Origin of the sequence: Acinetobacter rudis, from assembly GCF_031157835.1 — a bacterium.
Classification (GTDB): domain Bacteria; phylum Pseudomonadota; class Gammaproteobacteria; order Pseudomonadales; family Moraxellaceae; genus Acinetobacter; species Acinetobacter rudis_A.
In genome coordinates this window covers 67206-91793 of record NZ_JAVIDR010000008.1, presented here as the reverse complement: position 1 = coordinate 91793, position 24588 = coordinate 67206, and the positions used below count along the sequence as shown (strand labels likewise).

The window sequence follows — 24588 nt, the reverse complement described above, 5'->3', positions numbered from 1 at the left end:
GTCTTGAGTCTGCGTTAAGCAAGTGATCTACAATTTATGGATACACGCCTTTTATATACCCTAGCCGTAGTGATTGCCTTGATTAGTGGAGGCTATTATTACTACAGTGGTAAAAATCAAAAACTCAAAGTTGATACTGCGCGGAATATGACTTATTCCGCCGATGCAGTACAGCTTTTACAAACAGATGAAACGGGTATCGTTAGTGTGCGTGCCCAAGTGGATCATCTTGAGCAAAATTTACAGGATAAAAGCTCTAAGTTGACCAATCTGAATGTATCTATGTATCGAAATGATCAGGTTGATATCAATTTCCGTGCTGATCAAGGCTACGGTTTTAATGACAATGAAAAAGTTATTTTAAGTGGTAATGTCCGTGCCAGTAAAACGAGTGCTGGTGGACCATTGAAGTTTTTTACCGATGAGCTGACAGGTTATCCTGAATTGGGTACGCTAGAGACAAAGCATCCAGTACGTGTTGAATCTCCAGGTGGCGTGTTTTTAAGTCAGGGATTAACAGCAGATCTTAATCAGGGTCAATTTGATTTTTCTAATATTCGAGGAACTTATGCAGCACAATAATCACTTTACGATATTGACCCGCTTAAGCCAAAAAAGTGTTTTAGTTGCAGCATTGGCCTGCGCTTCTGCTTCTGTTTTTGCATTACAGTCTGACCGTAATCAACCGATTTCATTGGTTGCAGATCATGCGACATTTAATGATAAAACAGGTTTGACGACTTACAGTGGTAATGTTGTTATTGAGCAAGGCACAATGAAGGTTCAGGCGAATTCGATCGTGGCACAGCTAAATGCGAATAAGCAAGTCAGTGTAGTAACAGCAACGGGTTCACCTGCAAAGTTTCAGCAGCAAATGGATGGTAATAAAGGTCTAGTCCGTGGTGAAGCACAAAAGATTATTTATAACGCTGAAACTGGCATTTTAAATATGAGTGGTAATGCGTATCTTGACCAAAATGGTGCAAGTATTCGCAGTAGTACTTTGAAATATAGTATGAACAAAGGTGATGTTGAGGCAAATGGTGGTGCTGGTTCAGGGCAAAGTAATGGCGGTCGTGTGAAGATTGTTATTCCACCATCTACTAACAAAACCTTCCCAGGAGCGCGAGATTAATGCAGTCAAGCAATAGTCCACAACGTATTTTATGTATTAAACATTTGGGGAAGAATTACAGTAAACGATGGGTCGTTAAAGATGTGTCGTTTAGTATGAAAAGTGGACAAATTGTTGGTCTACTAGGCCCCAATGGTGCTGGGAAAACAACAAGCTTCTATATGGTCGTTGGCTTGGTTCGTATGGACCGTGGTGAAATTCATTTAGATGACTTGGATATTTCTGATCTAGCTATGCACGAACGTGCACGTATAGGCATTGGTTATTTACCTCAAGAGGCTTCAATTTTTAGAAAATTGAGCATCGCTGATAATATTATGGCAATCTTGGAAACACGTAAGGACTTAAATAAGGCGCAGCGTGTACAAGAATTACAGCGTTTACTTGAAGATTTTAAAATTACCCATATCCGTGATTCTTTGGGTATGAGTGTGTCTGGTGGTGAGCGCCGCCGTGCTGAAATTGCACGCGCTTTAGCTGCTGATCCAAAGTTTATGTTACTCGATGAACCTTTTGCAGGTGTAGATCCTATTTCTGTTGGTGACATTAAAGAGATTATTCGTACACTTAAAGATCGCGATATTGGGGTATTAATTACGGATCACAACGTACGTGAGACACTTGCGATTTGTGAACACGCCTACATTGTCAGTGAAGGTGCGGTTATTGCTGAGGGTTCACCCGCAGAAATTTTATCCAATGAAACTGTGCGCCGTGTTTATTTGGGCGATGATTTCGTTGTTTAATCATAAAAAAACGCGATCATTTTGATTGATCGCGTTTTTTATTTTTGAATGTGTTGTGTTTATGCCATTTACTTTAGATACCACTTATCGATATCAAGAAGAAATAAAAAAAAGCCGTTTCGAAGCCATTGCAGCACCTGTTGATAGTGAGGAGGCTGTTCGCTCTTTTCTTGCATTGCACAAAGATATTACCACGACTCACCAATGCTGGGCTTGGAAAATAGGTCATCAATTACGTTTTAATGATGATGGTGAGCCCTCAGGAACTGCTGGTCGACCAATTTTAGCTACGATTGAGGGACGTGATCTCACTAATACGATTGTGCTAGTTAATCGTTGGTTTGGTGGTGTTAAATTGGGGACAGGTGGTTTAGTCCGTGCTTATGGTGGTTGTGCGGGGCAATGTATATTACTGGCCAATAAGATTGAACTTATAGAAAAACATGAATATTATTTTGAATGTAATTTTGCAGAATGGCCTATTTTACAATATGAGTTAAAGCAACTTGATATTGAATATAGTGAACAGTATCTAGAGCAGGGGATTCATGTTCAACTTAAATTACAACACAATCAGGTTGCCGCTTTTGCCTTGCGTTTACAAGATGTTAGTCGTGGTCGTGCTCAATTACTCGAACTGAAGTGAATTAATTTTTATGCAACAGTCCAATCAGCATGCTACTCAAGAATTAACATCCTCAATGGATCAGGATGATCGTTTATTAAAATATCGGACTCAGCATCAATACCGTTTAAATTATATGCCTTGGTTATATTGGCGTCTAAAAGCTAAAAACCGAATTTGGGCAGAACAGTGGCAACAAGAGTATCAAGACTATTTGATGCAAATGGAAACAGTGCATATAGGTAAAAACTGCTTTATTTCACCTTTAGCACATATTTTTGCAGAGCCTGGGCGTGATATTGTGATTGGTGATCATAGTTTTATTGCCGCAGATTGTACTTTGCATGGCCCTTTGAAAATTGGTAATGAAGTTGCAATTAATCATCACTGTATCTTAGATGGTGGGCGTAAGGGCATTATATTGCATGATCAGGTTCGTATAGCAGCTTATTGTCATCTCTATGCTTTTGATCATGGTATGGCGCTTGATAAACCCATATATCAACAAGCTGTGCGTTCTCAAGGCATTGAAATTGGTCAGGATGTTTGGTTGGGAGCACATGTAGGGGTAAAAGATGGTGTACAGATTGCTGCACATGCCATTGTTGGGATGCAAAGTATGGTTACTAAAAATGTTGCAAGCCGAGAAATCGTTGCAGGCAATCCTGCTCGATTTATTCGTTACCGTGACTAATCTCACTAAAGTTTATGAAAAGTATAAAATATATTGAGTTGATAGCTAATTTATTAGAGTATAGGGGGAGTAAAATTTAACCCTAAAATGAAATTGTAAGAACAACACTTGAGCTAATAGCTAAGAAGAGGTGAATATGAACCGTGTAATCGCTTGTATAGATTCTTCACCCTGTATTAATGCACTTGCTGAAGCAGCTGCTTGGATTGCAACAAAAACTGGGCGTGAGTTGGTTCTATTGCAAATTTTGGATTATTACCCTGCGAGTTATCATTTGGGTGAAATTAGTGGTGTAATTGGCTTTGAAAGTAATGCCATGCTATTAAAAGAATTAGCGGAGTTAGAGCAAAAGCAAAGCGAATTAGCATTAGATTATAGTAATACTTTGCTTCAACATATTTCAGAGATGGTGACTGAAAAATATGGGATTGTTCCTAAGCAATTGCAAGAGAAGGGTGATTTTCTTGAGCAAAGTCTTAGTGTATTGGAAAGTGATGATATTGTCGTGATTGGTCGTGTAGGTGAACAATCCGCAGAAAGAAAAAAATATATTGGTAGTAATGTTGAAAATTTCATTCGTGGTGCAAACTGTACAGTGCTAGCTGTAGGTGAAAACTTTAAAGCGCCAACACGTTTTATTTTTGCTTATGAAGACTCTCCAACGTGTAAAAAGATGTTAGAGCGTGTGGCGAAAAGTGATTTGCTAGGACATTTACAATGTCATCTCTTATATGTTGGTGATCATCCTGAGATATTGAATTATCCAAGCCAAGTACTCAAAGATGCTGGTCTTGATGTCGTAGTAGAGTATCGTTACGGTGATGTCGCAGAAAATATTTTAGATTATCAACAACAGTTGCAAATTCAGTTTATTTTATTGGGTGCTTTTAGTCACAGCAAAATTCATCAATTTTTCTTAGGCAGTGTGACAACAACAATTTTTAGACATGCAACAGTGCCTTTATTAGTGGTGAAGTAATAGCAATTTAGAGTTATTCATAGGTGGGTATTTATATCCACCTATTTTTTTTGCACTTATCTGTTATATAGGTCATGCTTTAATAGATATTTATAGAAATATTGAGCATTGTTGATCGATTTTAATTAAATTGGTTGATAAACAGCCTATTGTTTTATTGCATATATAACAATGGGTTAGTGGTGATTTTTGTGTTTATCCACAGTACTACAAACAGCTTAGGGGGATAACTTTAAGCATGGTTTAATGGAGTGGGGATTACAATTTGTGGGAAAAGACGCTACTTATGCTTTGAGATAAGTAGCGCTAGAGGTTATTTGACTATGGCAATGGCAAAACCATCATGACCTTTACAGCCTACAGTTTGAAGAGCTGTACAAGATAAAATCTGAGGATGGTTGTGCAATTTGTTATAGGCAGCGCGAATCCCTTCAATGCTCGGTTTATGATTTGAAGGATCAATAATATCACCAGCACGAATAACATTATCTAAGACCAGAATCGTGCCAGAATGAGCATGTGCTAGGCATAGATCAATATATTCTGGATAGCTTTGTTTATCAGCATCAATAAAAATAAAGTCAAAAGCTGCTGTATCTGGAGGAAGCTCACGTAATACGTCTGCTGCACGACCAACTTTAAGTTCAATTTTAACAGCAAGTTTTGCATTGTTGATATTTTCTTGACCAACAAGAGCATGTGCTTCTCGCCCTTCAATGGTTAATAAATATCCATCATCAGGCAGCGCACGCGCTAACCACATTGTGCTATAGGCAGCAAAAGTTCCTAACTCTAATACACGTTTACATTGATTCATTTGAATCAACATTTGTAATAACATCCCTTGGTTTGGGGCAACGGCAAGATGTTCTGCTAAACCTTTATCGTGCGTATTTTGTATGGTTTGATTTAAGATCGGATCTTGGGGAAGCAAATGAGATTCGATATAAGTATCAATCTCAGACCACTGTTGTTGCATAAGAACTTTCCACAATTAAAACTACAGGCATTTTAATCCTTTATTGCTAGAGCGCAATTCAATTGCATATTTTACTTTGGATGATCAAAGCTTAAAATTGACACATTGAACTATTACGTGTGAGATCAGGGCCCCAAGTTCGATAGCCTTGCGTATCAATATGGATTTGTCCTGAAGCATATAGTCCTAAGCCCATATTAAAACTTTGACCATACTGTGACCAAAATTGACAGAGTTTAAACTTTGAGTTTTCAATGCGAGCATAATCTTCCGCATGCGGATAGATTGGACCAAGCCTAAAATCAATGGCTGAGTTAAATAAGTGACGAGAAGAAGGCGCTCCACCAGCACACTGATTTAATGTCAGATCGCGATAGACTGAAGTAACTTCAAAATTAGTTAATACCTTAGCTGCAACTAAATATTTAAAAACTTTTAGGGTTGGTAGTTGGTTCTGCCATAATTCTCGGTTGGGAACCATATATTCATTACTATTACATTTTTGCCAATCACGAGCAGTTTTAAATAACTCGAAACTAGGAATAATATTTCCAACATTATTTTGTTCTAAAAAGCGTTCATATTCACGTGCACGAACACGATTATCCCCAACGGAAAGCCAATAGTTGTATGAGGCTGGCACTGTTTTCGGTGTAACAGGTTGCTCGATACTTACTTTTTCTTGAGGGATCGGAAGACGATTATTATGATTATTTACTGTTGTTTTTTGTGGAGCAGTAGTACACGCAGCTAGCCCAATACCAGCAAAGCTGATTAACGTTAACCCTTTTAAGATTTTCATCATATTTGATTTATAACTCATGCAAAAGCAAGGGGTATTTTAGTTTAGTTTTCCAAAGGAGTTGGCGTTATTTTGCAAGTAATTGTACATTTCAATGAAAAAGACCAGCAAAAGCTGGTCTATAGTAGAGACAGACTTATTTTTCAAGGTATTGTAATTTATCTGTTTTACCATTCCACTCTTCGCGATCAGCTGGTTGATCACCAATTTGTGTAATATTAGGCCACTTTTGTGACAAGTCCGCATTGAGTTCAATAAAGACTTCTTGACCTTCTGGAAGCTCATCTTCTGAGAAAATTGCATTCGCTGGGCATTCTGGTTCACACAATGCACAATCAATGCATTCATCTGGATTGATAACTAAAAAGTTTGGTCCTTCATAGAAGCAGTCCACAGGGCAGACTTCTACACAGTCTTGATATTTACACTTAATACAATTTTCAGTGACAACAAAGGTCATGGCGTCAGCTACCTAAAAAACGGTTCTTAATAATGGTGGCTATTTTAGGCAAAAAAGCTGCTAACTAACAATCGCTTTTACTGATAATTCATATAGATCACACTGCTATTTTGTAAAATGAGCTTTTTGGAGTGAATAAAAACACATTATTAGGCTGTTATTTGAGCTTTTTAGCTAAGATGTTCTTTATCAGACAGTAAAAGGCAGATAAAAAATTGTATCAAAGCTTTAGTATATTTAAAGAATAGTAAACCAGATTTAATGCTATGGGGTCTGTAAGGCCAAATAAGCGACTGACGAGTTATAGCGATTGAACAAAACAGAGATCATAGTGCTAAAAAATTGGATCGAATTACAACGCTCATTTTTGCCATCAAGAGCGCAAATCCTCAACCTCTGAACATTATTTACACTGAATGCTGTAATTAAGGGATCTGTTTATCGTTATTTTGAAAAAAACGAACAAGTGTTAAGCATAAGATTGACATGATATAGATGGCAATCATGAGACCAGTGGAGGAGGTAGTGTTTGCTTGTGAAAGAATTAATAGGGCGAGTGCAGCACCAGCCATTTTTAAGCTTCCTTGTAGTGCACTTCCGACTCCTGCAATTTGTGAATGTGAATGTAAGCTTAAACCCAGTAAAAGAGGCGATGCTAATCCACAACCTAGAGCAATTAAAAAGCCATAAAGTAGAAAAAAAGGAGTCGAATTAAAATCAAAAAATAAATGAAGGACTAGAAATAACGAACCAATAATAAACAAATAAAAGAGAGAATTGAGCAATATTTTTTCAGGATGATTATTTTGTAGAAGTTTTTTTGTTAAAAATGATCCGATGACAATTCCTAATGAATAAAACAAGAATAAGTATCCATTGAGCTGGGAGCTTAATTTATATTCTTTTTGTATAATAAATGGATTTGCTGTTAAATAACCAATAGTTATTGCAAATAAAATAGCAGACACAATGCTATAAATCATAAAATGACTGTCTTTAAAAAGAGTTTTAAAATTTCTCCAGTGATTTAAATGATTGTGCTTAATGATATTTGTTTCTGGTAAAGTGATTTTTACAAATAAAGTGGCTATGATTATAACGATAGATAATGCAAGGAAATTATAATTCCAAATAAAATAACCAGAGATATAAGCGCCAATTATAGGTGCAAATGCTGGTGAAATTTGGGATGCCATTGAGAAGATTGATAATGCTTTAGAAAGTTCAACTTTGTCTTTAAATATATCACTTAAAATGGCTCGACTAATAACTGGGCAGCCACCAGCAGCAATACCAGTTAAGGCCCGAAGTATAGAAAGCTGAGTAAATGATTCTGCAAAAAAAGATAAAAAATTAGCTAGAGCCGTTGCTGTTAGTGAAAATATAATCACTGGTACTCGGCCTTTTTGATCAGATACGGCTCCATAAATTAATTGTGATAGCGCAAAACCAATTAAATAATAAAATACTAGTGATTGTATTTGGCCATCTGTGACATTGAGTGTTCGAGACATTTCAGGCAAAGCTGGGTTATACATATCTATTGAAAGTAAACCCATGACCAAGATGAGGCATGCGTTTGTAATGATAATTTGGCTTAATTTCATATGTTAGTCTCACAATAGTCAACTTAACCTAATGCTTTAAATGAAAATAATTTATTATTTATTTGAGTGGGGTGATAATGATTTTTTAGCTAATCAATTTTTAAATAATTATATTAAAATGAATGATCACTTTAACCAAGTGATCATAATGATATTGTTTTTTTATAATTATTGGCTATAAATTATTTTATTCATGTTAATAAAGGTAATTATATTTTTACTTTATTCTTTTGAAGAAAATTAACAATATGCTTTTCAATAAAATTTCAAATAATTATAATTAAATCAACTTAATTATGTTTACAAATAGATAAGGTTATTCATGTATTTTTAAAATACATTTGATCCATTTCGCGATGAAGTCTGGTGCTAGATTATTTTTCTCATCATTGATGTGTGATTTAACTAAGGTTTTTGTGCTTAAGGGTTTATATGCGTACTCATGAAGAATTAAACAAAAAAATACTTCAAAAATCAAAATGTTATTTCTAGAATGTAACACAAAATAGTGAGTGAGACAGTGAATACAATGCGTAAAATGGTAATGGCTCTACTAACAACTGTATCAACTTTTAGTGTTGCTGCTGATCTTGGGCCAACAAGGTCAGATGTTGGTAAAATCGCAATCAAAGAAGATAAAACCTTTAGATTGGATGGTGATCTCAGTTATTTATTAAATAGTAGTCGTTCAAATGGTTCATCTAATACTAAGGAAAATTTATCAGCAAATATTTTATTTCAGCACCAATCTGGAATTTGGGGACAAGAGTTTAAAGCTGAAGCTGTGACTGCTAACGATGATGGTGATGCAGCAAAAAATGTAGAGCGTTACATGGTATATGGGAAATTATTACATCGTAACCCAGAAAGTTCAGATAACGTATATCAATTTTTAAAACTACAAGGTGATAAAGATTTAAGAAGTAGCTTTGATTATCAGCTTGGGTTGACTGCTGGAGCAGGTTTTGATTTATTAAAAACGGATAAGCAGGAATTGGTTACGGAGTTAGGTGCTGGTTATCGTTTTAGTAAACTGGATGATGGAGAGCATCATAAGCATAGTGACTATAATGAATTGATCGGTACAACTGCACTATTTTACCAATATAAGTTCAATGACATTGTCTCTTTCAATCAAGGATTAAGTTATGCCTATGGTGCAAAGGCACAAACCTTTCGCAGTCGTAGTAGTGTAAATGCAGCCTTGACCAAATCAATTTCAGGCTTAGTTAGTTATCAAGTCAAAGATTTAAAGTCTGATGATGGCAATAGCCGAGATTCGTTACTTTCTGTTGGTCTGCGCTATAGCCATTAATTAATAAAAGAATTTGCCAATATAGCCTGAGAGTGGACTATATTGGCGAAAATCAATTTGTTGATTAAAGCTGCGCTTTTAGAGAGTAGAGTGCTTCAAGAGCTTGACGTGGTGTTAGATTGTCAACATCAAGGGCAGCTAATGCATCCAGGGCAGGAGATTCTTTTTCCACCTCAATAACTTCTACGATTGGTGTGGTAGATTCTGCAATTGGGGCAAATAAGTCATTTTGTACAGTGGTATTAACTTGAAGCTGTTGTTGTTTCTCTAAAATTTTCAAACGCTTTTGAGCTTCTTTAATCACAGTATTTGGAATACCTGCTAATTTGGCAACTTGTAGGCCATGACTTTGGCTTGCAGGGCCTTGTTGAACTTTATGGAGCAGAATTAAGTTTCCATTGAGTTCTTTGGCTGTTACATGGTAGTTGTCGATTCCCGCTTCATGACTGAGTTCAGTTAATTCGAAATAATGTGTAGCAAATAAACACAAGCACTTAATCCGTTTAGTGAGATCAAGTACACAAGCCCAAGCAAGGGATAAACCATCATAGGTACTGGTACCTCGACCAACCTCATCCATTAACACCAATGATTGATGTGTAGCATGGTGTAAAATCTGCGATGTTTCTGTCATTTCCACCATAAAGGTTGACTTACCCGTGGAAAGGTCATCAGCAGAACCAATACGTGTGAAGATCCGATCAATAGGCCCCAGTTTGGCTGCTTGTGCTGGGACAAAACTACCACAATAGGCCAGTAAGCAAATTAATGCAGTTTGTCGCATATAGGTAGATTTACCCCCCATATTAGGACCTGTAATTATCGCCATACGGTGTGGATAATCGAGTAATGTATCATTGGGTGTAAAAGGAGATTTACTGAGTGACTCTACGACAGGGTGGCGACCAGCACGGATTTGGATACCAATGTCTGGGGTAAATGTTGGACGGTTCCACTGTTGTAACCGAGCTTGATAGGCAAAGTTAGCAGTTAAATCAATTTGTGCAATAGCACTGCTCATCATTTGCAGTTGAGCGATATTTTGGCGTAACTTTTCTAATAATTGTTCAAATAGCATTTTTTCGCGTGCGAGAGCACGTGATTCACTAGACAGTACTTTATCTTCAAAGCTTTTTAATTCAGGTGTGATATAGCGTTCAGCATTTTTCAGTGTTTGGCGACGGATATAATGATCAGGTGCTTGTTCAGCCTGTGCTCGGGTCAGCTCAATGTAGTAACCGCTAACACGGTTATAACCAATTTTGAGTGTGTTAATGCCAGTGTTTTCACGTTCTTGTATTTCAAGATCAATTAAGAATTGTCCTGCATGATCACGAATTTTACGTAGTTCATCTAATTCAGGGTCGAAGCCTTCTGCGATAACATTACCATCACGTAGTAACACAGGTGGATTTTCAACAATTGCAGCCATCAATAACTCATAAAGCGCTTTAAAATCACCTAGCTCTTGATTTAATTGATCTAAATAGCTGACTTTTTGTTGTAATAATGGTGTAATTGATTGACGCAATGCTGGAATTTGAGCGCAAGCTTGGCGTAACTGAACCAAGTCACGTGGACGTGCACTTCCTAAGGCAACACGGCCTAGTACTCGTTCAATATCACCAATTTCCTTGAGTACGTCTCGTACAGGAGCTTCATGATAACCTTTGACTAGTGCTTCAATTGCATCTAAACGTTGGTCAAGTATTTTGGTATCACGTAATGGTTGCATTAAAGTTCGGCTGAGTAAACGTCCACCCATTGAAGTTTTACAATCATTAATCAATTGAAAAAGTGAGGTGCCGTGTTCAAATAGGGGATCTACAATTTCAAGATTACGACGTGTTACTGGGTCAAGCGCAATAAAGTCTGTACTTTGTTCGAGCTGAATGGAATGAATATGCGGTAAAGCTGTTTTTTGAGTTTCTTTGGCGTAGTGAATAAGTGCAGCAGCAGCAGCCTTGGCAAGTGGTAAATGATCAATACCAAAGCCTGATAAACTACTTACTTGTAATTGGTCACATAATGTTTTTTGAGCATTATTTAAATTAAAGTCTACATTAGGTCGTTTACTAATAGGACAATCTAAGTATTTTTTGATTTGTTCTATAATGTTTTGATCAATAAGATCTTCATCAATAATAATTTCACTTGGCATGAGTCGTGCTAATTCAAGTGCTAGACTTTCTGCTTGGTAGTTTTGTTGTTGAACCTTAAAAACCCCAGAACTAAGATTTAGTAGTGCAATCCCAATTTGATTTTGTTGTAAACATAAAGACACCAGATGTGAATTTTGATGGCTGCTGAGTAGTGCATCATCAGTTAATGTGCCTGGAGTAAGAATACGAACTACTGCGCGCTCTACAGGACCCTTTCCAGTAACTTCACCGACTTGCTCACAAATTACGACGGTTTCACCCTTTTTGACTAAACGGGCAAGATAGCCTTCGGCTGCATGATAAGGCACTCCAGCCATTGGAATGGGTTCACCATTGCTTTTACCACGGTGGGTAAGGCTAATACCAAGTAGTTTTACTGCCTTATGTGCATCATGAAAAAAGAGTTCATAAAAATCCCCCATACGATAAAACAATAAGGAATGGGGATGTTGCATTTTTACTTTGAGATATTGCTGCATCATTGGCGTATGGGAAGACAGATCAGCTGGTATTTCAGTGCTATTCATTTAGTATAAGTCCTTAAATATAAATAATAAAAATCTATTGATTGAAAGCTTTGCTGTCTAACCAAGTCTAATGAAATCTGAGCAGATAAAATCCAAACCGGTTAAAAAGTATATTTCTAGTGCGGTAGATTTAGCTCATTAGTGTTTTAGAAATGGGTTTTTGCTTCTCACGGTTGTCATCTTAGCAAATTGAGATTAATTCACAAAAAGGAATAGGGGGAAGAGTGCGGAAATAATAACCAAACCTTAAGTTGCATTGTTTGCATATGCTATAAAAAGATAAAAGTTGGTGATTCTAACAAAGTTGATATTGGGGAGTATGCAAGCCTAAGAGTGACATGCGGTAAAATTGGTCTTAAAAGTTTTGTTTATCGTTATCGGAGTCCCATTGATAATTCACTGAAGAAAATTACATCGCGAAACTACCCAACGATATCTTTAGCTGAAGCTCGTGAGGAATATCTTAAAATTGTGCCCACTTTTAGTTGATCACTACAGTTCAGTGGGTTTTAGGAGATTGATGTACAAGGGGATCAAATTCAATATACTTTGTATCAGATTAATTCGACTGAAGTTAGAATTCAACGAATAGTTGAATGGAGTTTAATATGAGAAAACTATTTGATTCGGAGATTAATTTATTGAATAAGTTTTTTGAAAATATTGGCGATAAAAGCATTATTTTAAATAATAAATCTTTTTTGGATATTTATGTTGAAGAATTAAGTGATGGAGAAATGGGCTCAATTGAGTTTGTTTTTGACGAAAAAAAAGATCGTAAATTTGGAAATGTTTTGTTAGAAGCAGTAGTAAATGATATTGATGAAAGAAATATTATGCTGGAATTGTCATTAGATAATCATGGTATTTTATATCAGTTAGATGCATTTACAGAGGATTTCAAGCCATTAAAAGGCCATTTAGGAGAAAATGACAACATTGTTGAAGTAACTTTTAGAAGATCATTAAAATGAAAAATTGTTTAAGTTTTAAATTTGGTAATAATAACTTAAATCATCAAGAAATTGTTGATAGAAAAAATACTGATTTTTTTTTTGAGTTTTATAATAATTATTATTGATACATCACGCTTTGCTATCCTAAGGCGGTTAACACATTAGGGCGTGAAATTGCACAGGGTCAAGATGTTACTGGTGAAAAGTCTGCATTAGGAAGGCATCATTGGTGTATAAGAAGATAGGTCGGCTGTAATTCCAGTGCCATTCATTTAGTAAAATTTCCTCAAAATGAAATAAGGGTAAATAAGTATGCAGAGGTACATAAATTCATTGTTTTTAATATCAGTCTTCATGATTATAACAAGCTGTGATTCATCTGATAAAGTAGATGTAGATAAAAAAAGTACGAGTGAAACTAATGAGATAAGTAATGCAGTTGATTCAAGTGTCATTATTTATTCGGATGAAAAAATGAATGATTTACTGGATAAATCATTAAATTATGGAGATTGTGATAGTTTTCATAACGCCATCATAAACAGTACATTTTCTGGTAAGACAACTGCACTTTTTTATGAAACTCAGATCATGGCATATAAATATAACTGTTCTATAGCATATTATTTCTTAGGGATGGATATGTATTCAGATCCAGACTTAGTAAAATATAAGTACGATTTTGTATCGGATTCAGATAAGTTGAATGATATAAGTTCTCCTCCAGTGTGGAGTGAGGACAATATGATAAAGAGTATGGCTATATATTATTTTTTGAAAGCATATGAATTAGGTGAAAAAGATGCATACTATGAGTTAATTAAATATTTTGGAGAAGATCCTAAAAAATTCCCGAAATCAAGTGATTTTATTAAGGGTAAGAAATAGTGATTTTTAGTTAAATAATGATTCAATGACGAATCACCCATTTGTATTGATTTATGCTGTAGAAGGTGGCATTTGTGGGGTGAAAAGTTCTTCAAAGAAACAACCTATGCGCACTCATTTCAAGCAATCAGAGTTGGAGTCATTTAATAAAACGAAAAGTTATGAGCAGTGGGAATTTAAATATAAGTTAATAGTATTATGTTGTGTTGAGTGATTAAAGTAATTTAAAGTTGGAAATTTAAATTTCAGTACTTGTATAATTACTTTTTTATAATTTATATGGCTTCGAATGAATACTATAAGATTTATTGTAGCTTTTTTGTTTTTTAATGAAATGGCTTTCTCTCAGCCAGCTGTTGATCGCTATGATGATAATTTGGGCGATGTATATTTAATACCTTTAAATGTTGATTTATTAACATCTGTTTCAGTATTTTCCATTGAGAAAAAGGCCTGGTGTTATGGGGGGATTTCAAAAAAAGAGTTTGAAAAACATTTGAAATTGACTGAAAAAAAATATGCGGAAGGTGGTATGAGGGTGAAAATAAATTTTTTTGAAAAGAGTTATTTTATTGATTATCAAGGTGTCGTTTCTGGTTTTGATACTTATTATGAAATAAAGAATTACGATGATTTTTATAACGAAATAAAGTTTTTAAAATGTCCTATGAAAATTACAGGAAACTATTACGATTTAATGTGATCTGAATACTTTGGAATGGGTTTATTAATGTTGTTAAACTCTTAGTTGTTTTTTGATAGTAATAATCTAATTTGAGTGGTGAAATATGAGGTATTTAATATGGCTTTGTTGCACAAAGATGTATGAGTTAAAGCAATCCTAAGACTATTCATATTTAAGTTACAACTTGGGTATGAGGACAACCTAATTCAGTAAATTTATTGAGTACTGCCACACGTACGTGAATCTCATTCACTTGGCTGTCAAAGTTCCTTGCACTCAGTTTATCGCTTGAGAAGCACTGCTTCGCAAGATTGATGTAATGCATCTTGGTTTCCACCAAACTGCGTCGATGATAACCTGACCATTTTTTCCATAATGTTCTGCCTAAACACTTAACTGTTCGAAGTACCTCATTTCGCTCCCAAGAGTGAACTTTTGTATCTTTCTAAGGCTTCGCATTTTTTCTTGGCGGAATCACTGCATGTGCTTGTCGTTATGAAATAACCTGTCTACAACATTTTGTGTCATAGGCTCCATCGGTATAAACAAAATCAATCTGCTCATCAAGTGGAATTTGATCCAGTAAATCACCAAGTACCTGCGAATCACTGACATTATTTGTAGTCAACTGTACAGCTCGTATTTGCAAGGTTTTAGCATCTATACCAATATGTAGTTTACGCCATTGCCGACGATATTCAGGCTGGTGTTTTTTGCGTTTCCATTCACCTTCGCCTAGAAACTTAAGGCCAGTTGAGTCTATCAATAGATGTAATCCTTCATGAATTTTTTGATAGCTGATCAGAATATCAATCTGCTTTTGTCGTCTGCAAAGTGTGGAATAATCTGGTGCTGTCCAACTTAACCCACTGAGTTGAATAAGGCTTTGCACAAATACTATGACCATACGTAAAGAAAGTCGAAATAGAGATTTAATCATCAAACAGCATTGAATTGCTGAATCAGAATAAGTTTGATTTCGCCCTTGTTTGGCCTTGGAATGAGCATACCATTGTGTTTTTGGATCAAACCAAATGGTGATATTTCCTCGATTAATGAGAGCTCGGTTATATGTGGGCCAATTGGTTGTGCGGTAGATTTTGTGTGTAGGCTTCTTCATTTGAAAATTATATTGCTGAAGAAGCCCTTAAGGGTAGGTTTATGCAACAAAGCCCTTACTATTAGAAAGAGATATATGTGATATTGCACATATATGTATATTCGTATATAAATATATGTAAAGTTTCAACTGAGTTTGAGCAAATGTCTGCTACTCCAAAAGTTAAGATTTATCACAACCCAGCTTGTGGAACGTCTAGAAATACCTTGGCTTTGATTCGTAATGCAGGAATCGAGCCGATCGTCATTGAGTATCTCGTTACACCCCCAAGTTACGATGAACTCGTTAAATTGATTCAAGATGCTCATTTAACAGTAAGGGATGCTATTCGTAAGAACGTTGATCCTTTTCGTGATTTAGAGCTAGAGCGTAATGACTGGACAGACCAACAGTTGCTCGGTTTTATGCTTGAATATCCTATCCTAATTAATCGTCCATTTGTGATTACTGATTTGGGGACCAGATTGAGTCGTCCATCTGAAGTCGTATTGGATATATTACCTTTACCACAAAGAGGGGCTTTCACTAAGGAAGATGGTGAACAAGTTGTTGGTGTTCATGGGGAAAGATTGAAATAAAAATTTGAATAAAATATATGGATATTAGTATGTACATATATATGGAGTAAACATGGATCAAATTAACTTTTTTAAATGTTTAGCTGATGAAACCAGATTCAATATCATGATGTTGGTGGTTATTAATAATGAACAGTGTGTTTGTGATTTAACTGAGAAGTTAGCACTTAGTCAGCCCAAGATTTCAAGACATCTCGCCTTACTTCGTACTTCGGGTATGTTGCAAGACCGAAGACAAGGGCAATGGGTATATTACAGTCTTAACCCAAACTTGCCAGCCTGGTGTTTAGAGATATTAAGCACGCTTAAAAATGCAAATATACAATCCCAAAATGAAAGCATTTTTGCGCAGATCAATAGTTATTGTGAGTAAGACAATGATTGCTGCAATCCATTAAATTTCACATATTGAATGAGAATAGCATGGCTCAACACAAATTATCCTTTTTAGATCGCAATCTCACGCTATGGATTTTTATTGCCATGGCATTAGGGATTGCGATAGGTGTGTTCTTTCCGCAAGCTTCTATTGCTTTGGACAAAATGAGTGTGAATTCAGTCAATATTCCGATTGCGATAGGATTGATTTTGATGATGTATCCACCTTTGGCTAAAGTGGATTATGCAGCTTTGCCACAAGTATTTAACGATAAGAAAACACTAACATTATCCTTAGTACAAAACTGGCTCATCGCACCTGTTTTGATGTTTGCCTTAGCTATCATTTTTTTACATAGTTATCCTGAATACATGACAGGTTTAATCTTGATTGGTTTAGCACGTTGTATTGCTATGGTTTTGGTGTGGAATGGTTTGGCTTGTGGTGATAATCAATACGTTGCAGCGTTAGTTGCTTTTAACAGTATTTTTCAAATTTTATTCTTTAGTAGTTATGCTTGGATATTTTTGACTTTCTTACCACCTTATTTGGGCGTTGCTGGGCAGGTCATTAATGTAGACTTTTGGACCATTACTCATGCTGTACTGGTCTATTTAGGTATTCCATTTTTTCTTGGCTTTATGTCTCGTTTTATTTTAGTGAAAGCAAAAGGTTTGCAGTGGTATAAAAATGTCTTTTTGCCAAAAATTAGCCCTCTGAGTTTATTTGCCTTATTATTCACAATCGTTGCCATGTTTAGCTTAAAAGGTAATGACGTTGTTAGTTTACCTCTTGATGTTCTTCGTATTGCAATTCCACTCACTATTTACTTTGTGACGATGTTTTTCGTTAGCTTCTTTATGAGTAAGTGGATGGGAAATAATTATTCAAAAACCACCGCAATTTCCTTTACAGCTGCTGGTAATAACTTTGAACTGGCACTTGCTGTTGCGATTGCAACTTTTGGTTTAGCCTCACCTGTTGCATTTACTACAGTAATTGGTCCTTTGGTTGAAGTCCCAGTGCTTATTGCATTGGTTAGTGTCTCATTGTGGTTAAGAAAGAAGTATTTTAAAGCGGCGTAATGATATGAATTTCCCAAATATTGATGTTAATTTGCTTGATCAACCAACTTTTGAGAAAATCCAAGCAAAAGATCTGAATTATCCACCACGTATTTTATTATTATATGGATCTAATCGTGAACGTTCATATAGTCGATTTGCTGTGATGGAAGCAGGACGAATCTTGGAGAAATTTGGCGCTGAAGTAAAAATTTTTCACCCAAAAGGTTTGCCTTTACCTGAAGATACTGACGTAGATCATCCAAAAGTCAAAGAATTGCATGCGTTGCTTGCTTGGTCAGAAGGGATGGTGTGGTGTTCACCAGAACGACATGGCTCAATGAGTTCAATTTTTAAAGCACAAATAGATTGGATTCCATTGGCTGGGGGAGCCATTCGTGCAACTCAAGGTAAAACCTTGGCCCTCATGCAAGTCAGTGGTGGCTCACAGTCATTTAACAGTGTGAATCAAATGCGTATTTTGGGACGTTGGATGCGGATGATTACCATACCAAACCAATCATCTGTTCCTAAAGCATTTTTAGAGTTTGAAGAAGATGGAAGAATGAAACCGTCAGCTCTTTATGACCGAATTGTAGATGTTATGGAAGAACTATATAAATTTACATTACTCACTCGTGGACAAAGTGATTACCTAACTGATCGATATTCAGAAAGAAAGGAGTCTGCTGAAGCGTTATCTAAGCGAGTAAATCAACGTAGTTTATAAGTGTGGCTGACAAAATACCAAAGAGATATTTTGATGAATTTAGAATAGTGAATGTGCTGCTGATCATTATTATAAAACGTTCTAGTGAGTGTAACTCAAGAGGAAGATTATATTGATGATGGTAAATAATATAGGGGAATATCTTGGCTCAATTACAAAGTGATATTGATGTCATTATTATCGGTGGCGGTCAGGCTGCACTTGCTACAGCCTATTTTTTGAGACGTAAAAAAATTCCATTTGTTATTTTAGATGATCAACCACAAGCCGGCGGTGCCTGGTCACATGCTTGGGAATCTTTACGTCTTTTTTCACCAAACACTTGGAGTTCTTTATCTGGTTGGATGATGCCATCAACTGAGCAAACCTATCCCACTCGAAATGAAGTGATTGAATATCTAACGGCATATGAACAACGATATCAGTTTCCAATCATTAGACCTGTGCATGTAGATCGTATCGAACAAAAAAATGATTATTTAGATGTATATTCAGGTGAAATATATTGGAGAGCGAAGGCTGTCGTGAGTGCAACAGGGACATGGAGCCAACCTTATATTCCGCATTATAAGGGGCAAGAATGTTTTAGAGGGATACAAGTTCATTCAGCCCACTATGTTAATGAACAAGCTTTTATTAAAAAAAATGTATTGGTTGTTGGTGGTGGCAATTCAGGTGCACAAATTTTAGCTGAGGTTTCAAAAGTTGCACATACAACTTGGGTAACGACGACACCTCCTCAGTTTTTAGCAGATGATGTGGATGGGCGTGTCTTATTTCTTCGGGCAACTGAGCGATTAAAAGCACAACAGCAAGGGCGAAAGATCGACCAGCCTGTTGGGGGGCTTGGTGATATTGTCATGATTGATAGTGTGAAAGCAGCACGCGAACGGGGTGTATTACATAGTAGAGCACCTTTTCGAGAGTTTACTGAGCATTCTGTTATTTGGAGTGATGGTTCAACACAAGACGTTGATGCTGTGATTTGGTGTACAGGATTCAAAGCTTCACTTCATCATTTAAAAAATCTTGATGTAGTGGAAGCGAATCAGACCGTTGCTGTTCAAGATGGTCGATCCACAAAAATAAATAACCTTTGGTTGGTTGGATATGGGGAATGGACAGGTATAGCATCTGCGACTCTAATAGGTGTTTCTAGAACAGCTAGAGACATTGTGGAGCAAATATCTACTTATTTGGCTGATATTTAAGAAGTATAGAGTTGGACTAGTCTTATGGGGCATCTTATCCATAGGTTACGGAGGTTTTAGTTTCTCATTACAGTATAAAACCATTAGTGAGTAAGTAATGGGTCATTTGCATGGTGAACCTTTAGAGGAATGTCCCTTAGAAAAGAATAAAAAAGCGTGTATGTACTTTACATTTCTAGATTGCAAATCGTTGTAGAGATCATTTACATAATATTGCAGCCAAAGAGTTGAATGTTGAGAGTTTACAAGACAAAGCAACCTATAAGAGCAAACAGCAAAATGTTGAGGGGCAGGTAACGGTTGGTTATGGTTTCTCGGCATCGGGTAGTTTTAGTAAATCAAATATTAATGCTAACTATGCTTCAGTGAATGAGCAGTCTGGGGTATTTGCTGGTGATGATGGTTACCAGATTAAGGTGGATAAAAATACCGATCTTAAAGGTGCCTTAATTACTTCAACACAAAAGGCAGAAGACCTCGGTAAGAACCGTTTAGAGACAGGCACTTTAACCAGTTCAGATATTCACAATATCAGTGAATATGATGCTAAAAGTATCGGGATCAGTGGCAGTGCAACAGTTAAAGGTGGTTGGGATGGCAAGGCCCAAGATAAAGAAGGTCGCCCACAAAATGCTGTGAATAAATCAATTGGTTTTGGCTTAGATAGCGCGAAGGATAAGAGCACAACGCATAGTGGCATTAACACTCAAAACATCATTATTAAAGATGAGCAAGTGCAGCAACAATTAACAGGTAAAACTGCTGAGCAAACCAAGCAAGATATTCTTACTCAAGTGACGACTGATAATGCCCGTGAACATAGTGGTGCATTGGCCAATAACTTTGATAAAGATAAAGTCCAGAAGGAGATTAATACTCAGGTTGAGGTGACTAAGCGTTTTGATCAAAACCGTCAAGAAGTGAAAGCTGAAATCAATAAAAAGATAGATCAAGCTAAATCTGAAAATCAATCGATTTTAGATAAACAGAAAAATAAGGTGGCTTTGACAACAGAGGAGCAAGAACAGTTAAGTGCTTATGATAAGAAAGTTGAAAACTATCAGCAGTTAGGTGTGTTACTTGATGTTGTTGCTTCTGGGCTTTCGGCACCGACCAATAGTGGCTTGGGTATCGCTACATCAAGTTTAAGTCCAGTTGCGAGTTACGAGATTGGACAATACTTTAAAGCAAAAGCTACAGAAGGCTCTAGCGCACATATCCTTGCCCATACAGTATTAGGTGCAGCCGTAGCTGCTGCAGGTGGTAATGATGCCCTGACAGCAGGACTCACTACTGGTGGAGCTGAAGCTGCTGCTCCAGTCTTATCCAACTTCTTATATGGTAAAAAAGCAAGTGATTTAACAGCCGAAGAGAAATCAACGATTAGTGCGATCACTGGTTTAGTGGCTACAGGTATCGGTGGTGCGGCGTCTGGTGATATTTCAACTGCAGTACAAAGTGGGCAAGGTGCTCAAAATGCGGTGGAGAATAACGATCAATATAACTTTATTAACGTTAATCCTCAGACAGTGCAGAATATAGAATCAATTATTCAGGATGGCCAGAAAAAAGGGCAGACTGATGCACAGATTCAGCAAGCCATTTCAAAAGAAATTAGAGGTCGAGATTTCAACGGGGAAGCATATACGAAAGGTCTTGTTTACGGATCTGTGGCTCTTGGATCAGTTGGCTTAGCTCCTGAAGTGATAGGAGGTACAGCTTTGACTGGAGCAGCAATTGGTGGTGGATCTAACCTTTTGACTTATATACTTACAACTCCTAAAGGTGAAATGAAATTGAGCAAAATGTTGATATATACTGGTGGTGGTGCTGCCACAGGTGCGGCTGTAACAACATTTAAAAATCCAGTTTTAATTGGTGGAGGCTCTGTTGCAGGGGCTTACTCTACACAATATGCGGCCGAAGGAAAAGCTAATGCATCATCTGCAGTAGCATCTGGTATTTTTGGTACAGCTGGAGCAAAATTAGGATCTGCTGGATGTGGAAACTCATGCCAATTTACTTTGTTGTATGTCCCATCAACTGCTACTACAACCACAATTGATCAGGTGATTAAAAAGTACGAAAAGAAACCAGCACAACAGGGAAATCCAAATGGGAAAAAATGATCAATTTGAAGTAGATATTTATGACGGGCTAATTGATGAGTCTTGTATAAAAACTATGAAAGGTGAAATTTATGGTCTTATATTTTTTTTAATAACTTCTACAGGCCTTGGGCATGCAGTATTGAATTCTGAAAGAGGTATTTATTATTTTGATGGGATTCAAATTTCACTATATTACTTATTTCCATTTTTTTTAGGTATTTTGTGCATAATGATAATATTTTCTAATATTTTAAAGGAGTATTGGAAAGTGGTTTTTGAGGTTGATGAAAATAATAGAGGAACATTGATACGAATCTTAGGTGGACAGGATATTTACTTGAAGAGTTTTGAAATTATATTGGATGAAAATAAACTTGGTTTTAAAAACAAAGGACATTTAGAATATTTTAAAAGAGTTTATTATCACTACATTGGTGTTAAAGTTGGAAAAAGAGTATATTTAATACCTTATGCTGATGGTAAAAAAGAAGATGTTATTAATATATTATTGGAAAAAGGTGGTATTTTAAGTTAACCCTGCTTGACTCTGTAAATATGACTTAATTTTTCAGACCATTCAAGGTGACTATTTCCGCAGTCACCTTTATTTAACTTTACTTGTTACTGCGACGCGTATTTATAGCCAAAATCCACTAGCAAAAGCTGATGTTGAAAAGCAAGCTAAAGAAAAAGTTGCACTTGATGAGTTGAAGGCTAAAGGTGGAGCTGATTGGGATGCTTATCAGAATTTTAAAACACCCGTAGCCCAAGAGGATTTCTTAAAATCTAAAAATAGTGACTATAAAATAGCTGCAGAAAGTGCCCAAGCTTGGGGCATTGGTGGCTCAAATAGCCGTGCTTTAAATGCGGTCACTATTGCAATCACAGGCGCACTTGGTGGTCAAACAGACTTACAAGTTGCAGCGAATAGTTTGTCCCCTTATGCGGCCTCTGTGATTGGTCAGCAATGGGGTCATGGTGAAGACAAAAACAAAGCAGCGCAACTCACTGCACATGCGATCCTTGGTGCAACTTTAGCTTATGTTAATGGGGGGAACCCCGCAGCAGGTGGTAGTGCTGCGGTAGCTGCCGAATCAGCAGCAGATTATTTAAGTCAAAAATATAAGAGTAATCCAGATTATCAAAATGCCAATGGTGAGTTTGAGACCAATCGTTTACCCGAAGATGTGAAAACCCAGATTCGTGATCTCACTGCAGCGATTGGTGCTGTAGTTGGTGGCACAGTCGGTGATTCTGCATTTAGTGCACAACTTGCGGGAGTGGTTGGACAGAATGCAGTGGGGAATAATTATTTAACATCGTCTCAGCTGAGTTATTACGATTTGGAGTTGGAAACATGTGGATCTAAAACAACTTGTGATTAAGTGAGAGATAAATACCGAAAACTGGCAATAGCCCAACAGGACGAGTTGGTCGCTATTTGTTCAACCAATGCTACCTTATGCAAGCAGAAGTACACATTTATCATAAATCAGAAGAAAGATTTTTTAAATGAAATTGGAACATTTAAGAATGTGGGGAGTGATCAAGCTGCATTGCTATCACACCAAATAGAATCAACTAATGTAGTTTCATCTACAGGGTTTGCTAAACGCCTACAACAAAAGTATGGCATTGATAGACAAGAAGCAGACCTCATAGCCTCGAGTGTATATGGGGCATTGACAGGAGTTAGAAAAACAAGTACCAAAGCGAGTGCGTCACAGGTACAAGGAGATAGACCTGTAAACTATACTTCTACTGGTGCAGGACGTAATGGTGCCTTCAATCAGGCAAAAAAGATGCTGGTATTCCTGTCAGCATGCAACCCACAAGAGTGAAGCCTAACGTTGATAGAAGAGGTAATATACAGCCTGGTAAACAATATGAATATGAAGTTCCCAAGTCTGGAGGTGGGACTCAAACTGTTATTATTCGAGATGATAGCAAAGGGCATGTTTTTTTGGATGATCCATCACAGAATAGAGGTCCGCATTTTAACACTCTAAATGGGAATCATTATGATTATTAAAACTGAATTAGATGTTGAAAAAAATGAATTATTTATTCTCGCAGAAGATAGAATGAATAATATCCAGTTAATGGAGGAAATGATATCTAATTATATTAATGAAAATATTAATAGTAAATTTAAATTATATTTGTTTTTATGCGACAGTACTTGGAGTACAAACTCTAAAATAAATTGCCATAAGGGATTGTGGAAACAACAGTATATTCGAGAAAAATTTGGAAAATATTCAAATAATGAGGAAAAAAAATTTATAAATGATGAAGGGGAAATAATATTCGCAACATATTTTAATCTAGATAATTCCGATTTACCTTTAGGGATAAGTGAAAATGCATTTGTATTATCAGGACATTCATTTATTTTTTTATCTGATAAGGAGCCTGAATTAGAAACTCAGGATATATTTAATTCTTTAGATATATTTGGGGGCAGTACATCTGGAAATAATTGGGAAAAGGTAGTTGAAGTATTACATAATGATCGATGTATACCAGTGCAACGATGGCAGGGAGGCAATGAATTGTCATTGAGGTTTTTTTTATATGATGAACGACTTTGTTGTACAAACCTATTTTTAAAGGAACCCTGTAAATAACTTTGGTTAAATCCGATTTAATTCATCAGACGACCCAAGGTGACTATTTCCGCAGTCACCTTTTTATTTAATTTTAATTGTTACTGTAACGCGTACTTATAGCCAAAATCAACAAGCCAAAGCTGATGTTGAAAAGCAAGTCAAACAACAGATTGCTATTGATGAATTACAGAGCAAAGGTGGATCTGATTGGGATGCCTATCAG

At 36.4% G+C, this 24588-nt stretch carries 25 protein-coding genes and 2 pseudogenes; 21 read left to right on the top strand and 6 right to left on the bottom strand.

Translation table 11 applies throughout. From position 1 onward, the window contains the following. Nucleotides 1-36: 36 nt before the first annotated feature. The 6 genes from lptC to RFH42_RS09305 all read left to right on the top strand — a co-directional run bounded on the left by lptC (nt 37) and on the right by RFH42_RS09305 (nt 4179). Nucleotides 37-582 carry an LPS export ABC transporter periplasmic protein LptC gene (lptC, locus tag RFH42_RS09330; RefSeq protein ID WP_308975314.1) on the top strand — a complete coding sequence of 182 codons (546 nt, stop codon included), beginning with the start codon at nt 37-39 and terminating at the stop codon, nt 580-582. Continuing rightward, on the top strand, nt 569-1135 hold the full coding sequence (lptA, locus tag RFH42_RS09325) for a lipopolysaccharide transport periplasmic protein LptA (protein WP_308975313.1): 567 nt from the start codon (nt 569-571) through the stop codon (nt 1133-1135). Before lptC ends, lptA begins: the two co-directional genes overlap by 14 nt. After that, a complete protein-coding gene (gene lptB / locus RFH42_RS09320; RefSeq protein ID WP_308975312.1) occupies nt 1135-1881 on the top strand; it encodes an LPS export ABC transporter ATP-binding protein in 747 nt (248 codons plus the stop codon). The genes lptA and lptB overlap by 1 nt, the downstream gene beginning before the upstream one ends. A gap of 61 nt (nt 1882-1942) precedes the next feature. Then, the gene (locus RFH42_RS09315) at nt 1943-2527 is read left to right on the top strand and encodes an IMPACT family protein (RefSeq protein WP_308975311.1); all 585 of its coding nucleotides are present in this window, start codon (nt 1943-1945) and stop codon (nt 2525-2527) included. Between the two features lie 55 nt (nt 2528-2582). Continuing rightward, a complete protein-coding gene (locus RFH42_RS09310; RefSeq protein WP_308975345.1) occupies nt 2583-3200 on the top strand; it encodes an acyltransferase in 618 nt (205 codons plus the stop codon). Nucleotides 3201-3336: 136 nt separating this feature from the next. Continuing rightward, a complete protein-coding gene (locus RFH42_RS09305) occupies nt 3337-4179 on the top strand; it encodes a universal stress protein (protein WP_308975310.1) in 843 nt (280 codons plus the stop codon). A gap of 313 nt (nt 4180-4492) precedes the next feature. Here the strand turns inward: RFH42_RS09305 and RFH42_RS09300 are convergent, their stop codons facing one another. The 4 genes from RFH42_RS09300 to RFH42_RS09285 form a co-directional block, all read right to left on the bottom strand. After that, on the bottom strand, nt 4493-5158 hold the full coding sequence (locus RFH42_RS09300; protein ID WP_308975309.1) for an O-methyltransferase: 666 nt from the start codon (nt 5156-5158) through the stop codon (nt 4493-4495). Nucleotides 5159-5249: 91 nt separating this feature from the next. Continuing rightward, nucleotides 5250-5963 (bottom strand): D-Ala-D-Ala carboxypeptidase family metallohydrolase, encoded by a 714-nt coding sequence (locus RFH42_RS09295; RefSeq protein ID WP_308975344.1) that lies wholly within the window; start codon nt 5961-5963, stop codon nt 5250-5252. Nucleotides 5964-6096: 133 nt separating this feature from the next. Beyond that, complete coding sequence (fdxA, locus tag RFH42_RS09290) at nt 6097-6420, bottom strand: ferredoxin FdxA (protein WP_086197921.1); 324 nt, start codon at nt 6418-6420, stop codon at nt 6097-6099. Between the two features lie 425 nt (nt 6421-6845). Continuing rightward, complete coding sequence (locus tag RFH42_RS09285) at nt 6846-8027, bottom strand: Bcr/CflA family efflux MFS transporter (RefSeq protein ID WP_308975308.1); 1182 nt, start codon at nt 8025-8027, stop codon at nt 6846-6848. A 529-nt stretch (nt 8028-8556) separates the two neighbouring features. Between RFH42_RS09285 and RFH42_RS09280 the strand changes: the two genes are divergently transcribed. Then, nucleotides 8557-9342, top strand: coding sequence for a DUF481 domain-containing protein (locus RFH42_RS09280; RefSeq protein WP_308975343.1), 786 nt, complete (start codon nt 8557-8559; stop codon nt 9340-9342). A 64-nt stretch (nt 9343-9406) separates the two neighbouring features. Here the strand turns inward: RFH42_RS09280 and mutS are convergent, their stop codons facing one another. Next, nucleotides 9407-12031 carry a DNA mismatch repair protein MutS gene (mutS, locus tag RFH42_RS09275; RefSeq protein ID WP_308975307.1) on the bottom strand — a complete coding sequence of 875 codons (2625 nt, stop codon included), beginning with the start codon at nt 12029-12031 and terminating at the stop codon, nt 9407-9409. Nucleotides 12032-12639: 608 nt separating this feature from the next. Here mutS and RFH42_RS09270 point away from each other — a divergent pair. From RFH42_RS09270 to RFH42_RS09260, 3 genes are all read left to right on the top strand, one after another. After that, the gene (locus RFH42_RS09270; RefSeq protein ID WP_308975306.1) at nt 12640-13005 is read left to right on the top strand and encodes a DUF6984 family protein; all 366 of its coding nucleotides are present in this window, start codon (nt 12640-12642) and stop codon (nt 13003-13005) included. Nucleotides 13006-13341: 336 nt separating this feature from the next. Further along, nucleotides 13342-13875: a hypothetical protein gene (locus tag RFH42_RS09265; RefSeq protein ID WP_308975305.1), complete on the top strand. Its 534-nt coding sequence runs from the start codon at nt 13342-13344 to the stop codon at nt 13873-13875. A 289-nt stretch (nt 13876-14164) separates the two neighbouring features. After that, nucleotides 14165-14578, top strand: coding sequence for a hypothetical protein (locus RFH42_RS09260; RefSeq protein WP_308975304.1), 414 nt, complete (start codon nt 14165-14167; stop codon nt 14576-14578). 154 nt (nt 14579-14732) lie between these two features. Here RFH42_RS09260 and RFH42_RS09255 read toward each other — a convergent pair. Continuing rightward, nucleotides 14733-15680: pseudogene (locus RFH42_RS09255) on the bottom strand (IS5 family transposase). 143 nt (nt 15681-15823) lie between these two features. Between RFH42_RS09255 and arsC the strand changes: the two are divergent. The 11 genes and pseudogenes from arsC to RFH42_RS09205 all read left to right on the top strand — a co-directional run bounded on the left by arsC (nt 15824) and on the right by RFH42_RS09205 (nt 24383). Further along, entirely contained in the window at nt 15824-16258 is a 435-nt protein-coding gene (arsC, locus tag RFH42_RS09250) for an arsenate reductase (glutaredoxin) (protein WP_308975303.1), read from the top strand. A 52-nt stretch (nt 16259-16310) separates the two neighbouring features. After that, on the top strand, nt 16311-16631 hold the full coding sequence (locus RFH42_RS09245; RefSeq protein WP_308975302.1) for a metalloregulator ArsR/SmtB family transcription factor: 321 nt from the start codon (nt 16311-16313) through the stop codon (nt 16629-16631). A gap of 50 nt (nt 16632-16681) precedes the next feature. Next, nucleotides 16682-17722: an ACR3 family arsenite efflux transporter gene (gene arsB / locus RFH42_RS09240; RefSeq protein WP_308975301.1), complete on the top strand. Its 1041-nt coding sequence runs from the start codon at nt 16682-16684 to the stop codon at nt 17720-17722. Nucleotides 17723-17726: 4 nt separating this feature from the next. Continuing rightward, nucleotides 17727-18431, top strand: coding sequence for an arsenical resistance protein ArsH (arsH, locus tag RFH42_RS09235; RefSeq protein WP_308975300.1), 705 nt, complete (start codon nt 17727-17729; stop codon nt 18429-18431). A gap of 143 nt (nt 18432-18574) precedes the next feature. Next, on the top strand, nt 18575-19642 hold the full coding sequence (locus RFH42_RS09230) for an ArsO family NAD(P)H-dependent flavin-containing monooxygenase (protein ID WP_308975299.1): 1068 nt from the start codon (nt 18575-18577) through the stop codon (nt 19640-19642). Between the two features lie 212 nt (nt 19643-19854). Next, nucleotides 19855-21135: pseudogene (locus tag RFH42_RS09225) on the top strand (VENN motif pre-toxin domain-containing protein); the annotation flags it as partial. A gap of 622 nt (nt 21136-21757) precedes the next feature. Next, a complete protein-coding gene (locus RFH42_RS09220) occupies nt 21758-22288 on the top strand; it encodes a hypothetical protein (RefSeq protein WP_308975297.1) in 531 nt (176 codons plus the stop codon). Between the two features lie 172 nt (nt 22289-22460). Further along, the gene (locus RFH42_RS09215; RefSeq protein ID WP_308975296.1) at nt 22461-23138 is read left to right on the top strand and encodes a VENN motif pre-toxin domain-containing protein; all 678 of its coding nucleotides are present in this window, start codon (nt 22461-22463) and stop codon (nt 23136-23138) included. Further along, nucleotides 23139-23594, top strand: coding sequence for a hypothetical protein (locus tag RFH42_RS09210; RefSeq protein WP_308975295.1), 456 nt, complete (start codon nt 23139-23141; stop codon nt 23592-23594). It begins immediately after the preceding gene. Next, the gene (locus RFH42_RS16900; protein ID WP_374990825.1) at nt 23576-23785 is read left to right on the top strand and encodes an HNH/endonuclease VII fold putative polymorphic toxin; all 210 of its coding nucleotides are present in this window, start codon (nt 23576-23578) and stop codon (nt 23783-23785) included. Before RFH42_RS09210 ends, RFH42_RS16900 begins: the two co-directional genes overlap by 19 nt. Beyond that, the gene (locus RFH42_RS09205; protein ID WP_308975294.1) at nt 23775-24383 is read left to right on the top strand and encodes a hypothetical protein; all 609 of its coding nucleotides are present in this window, start codon (nt 23775-23777) and stop codon (nt 24381-24383) included. Before RFH42_RS16900 ends, RFH42_RS09205 begins: the two co-directional genes overlap by 11 nt. Nucleotides 24384-24588: the final 205 nt, after the last annotated feature.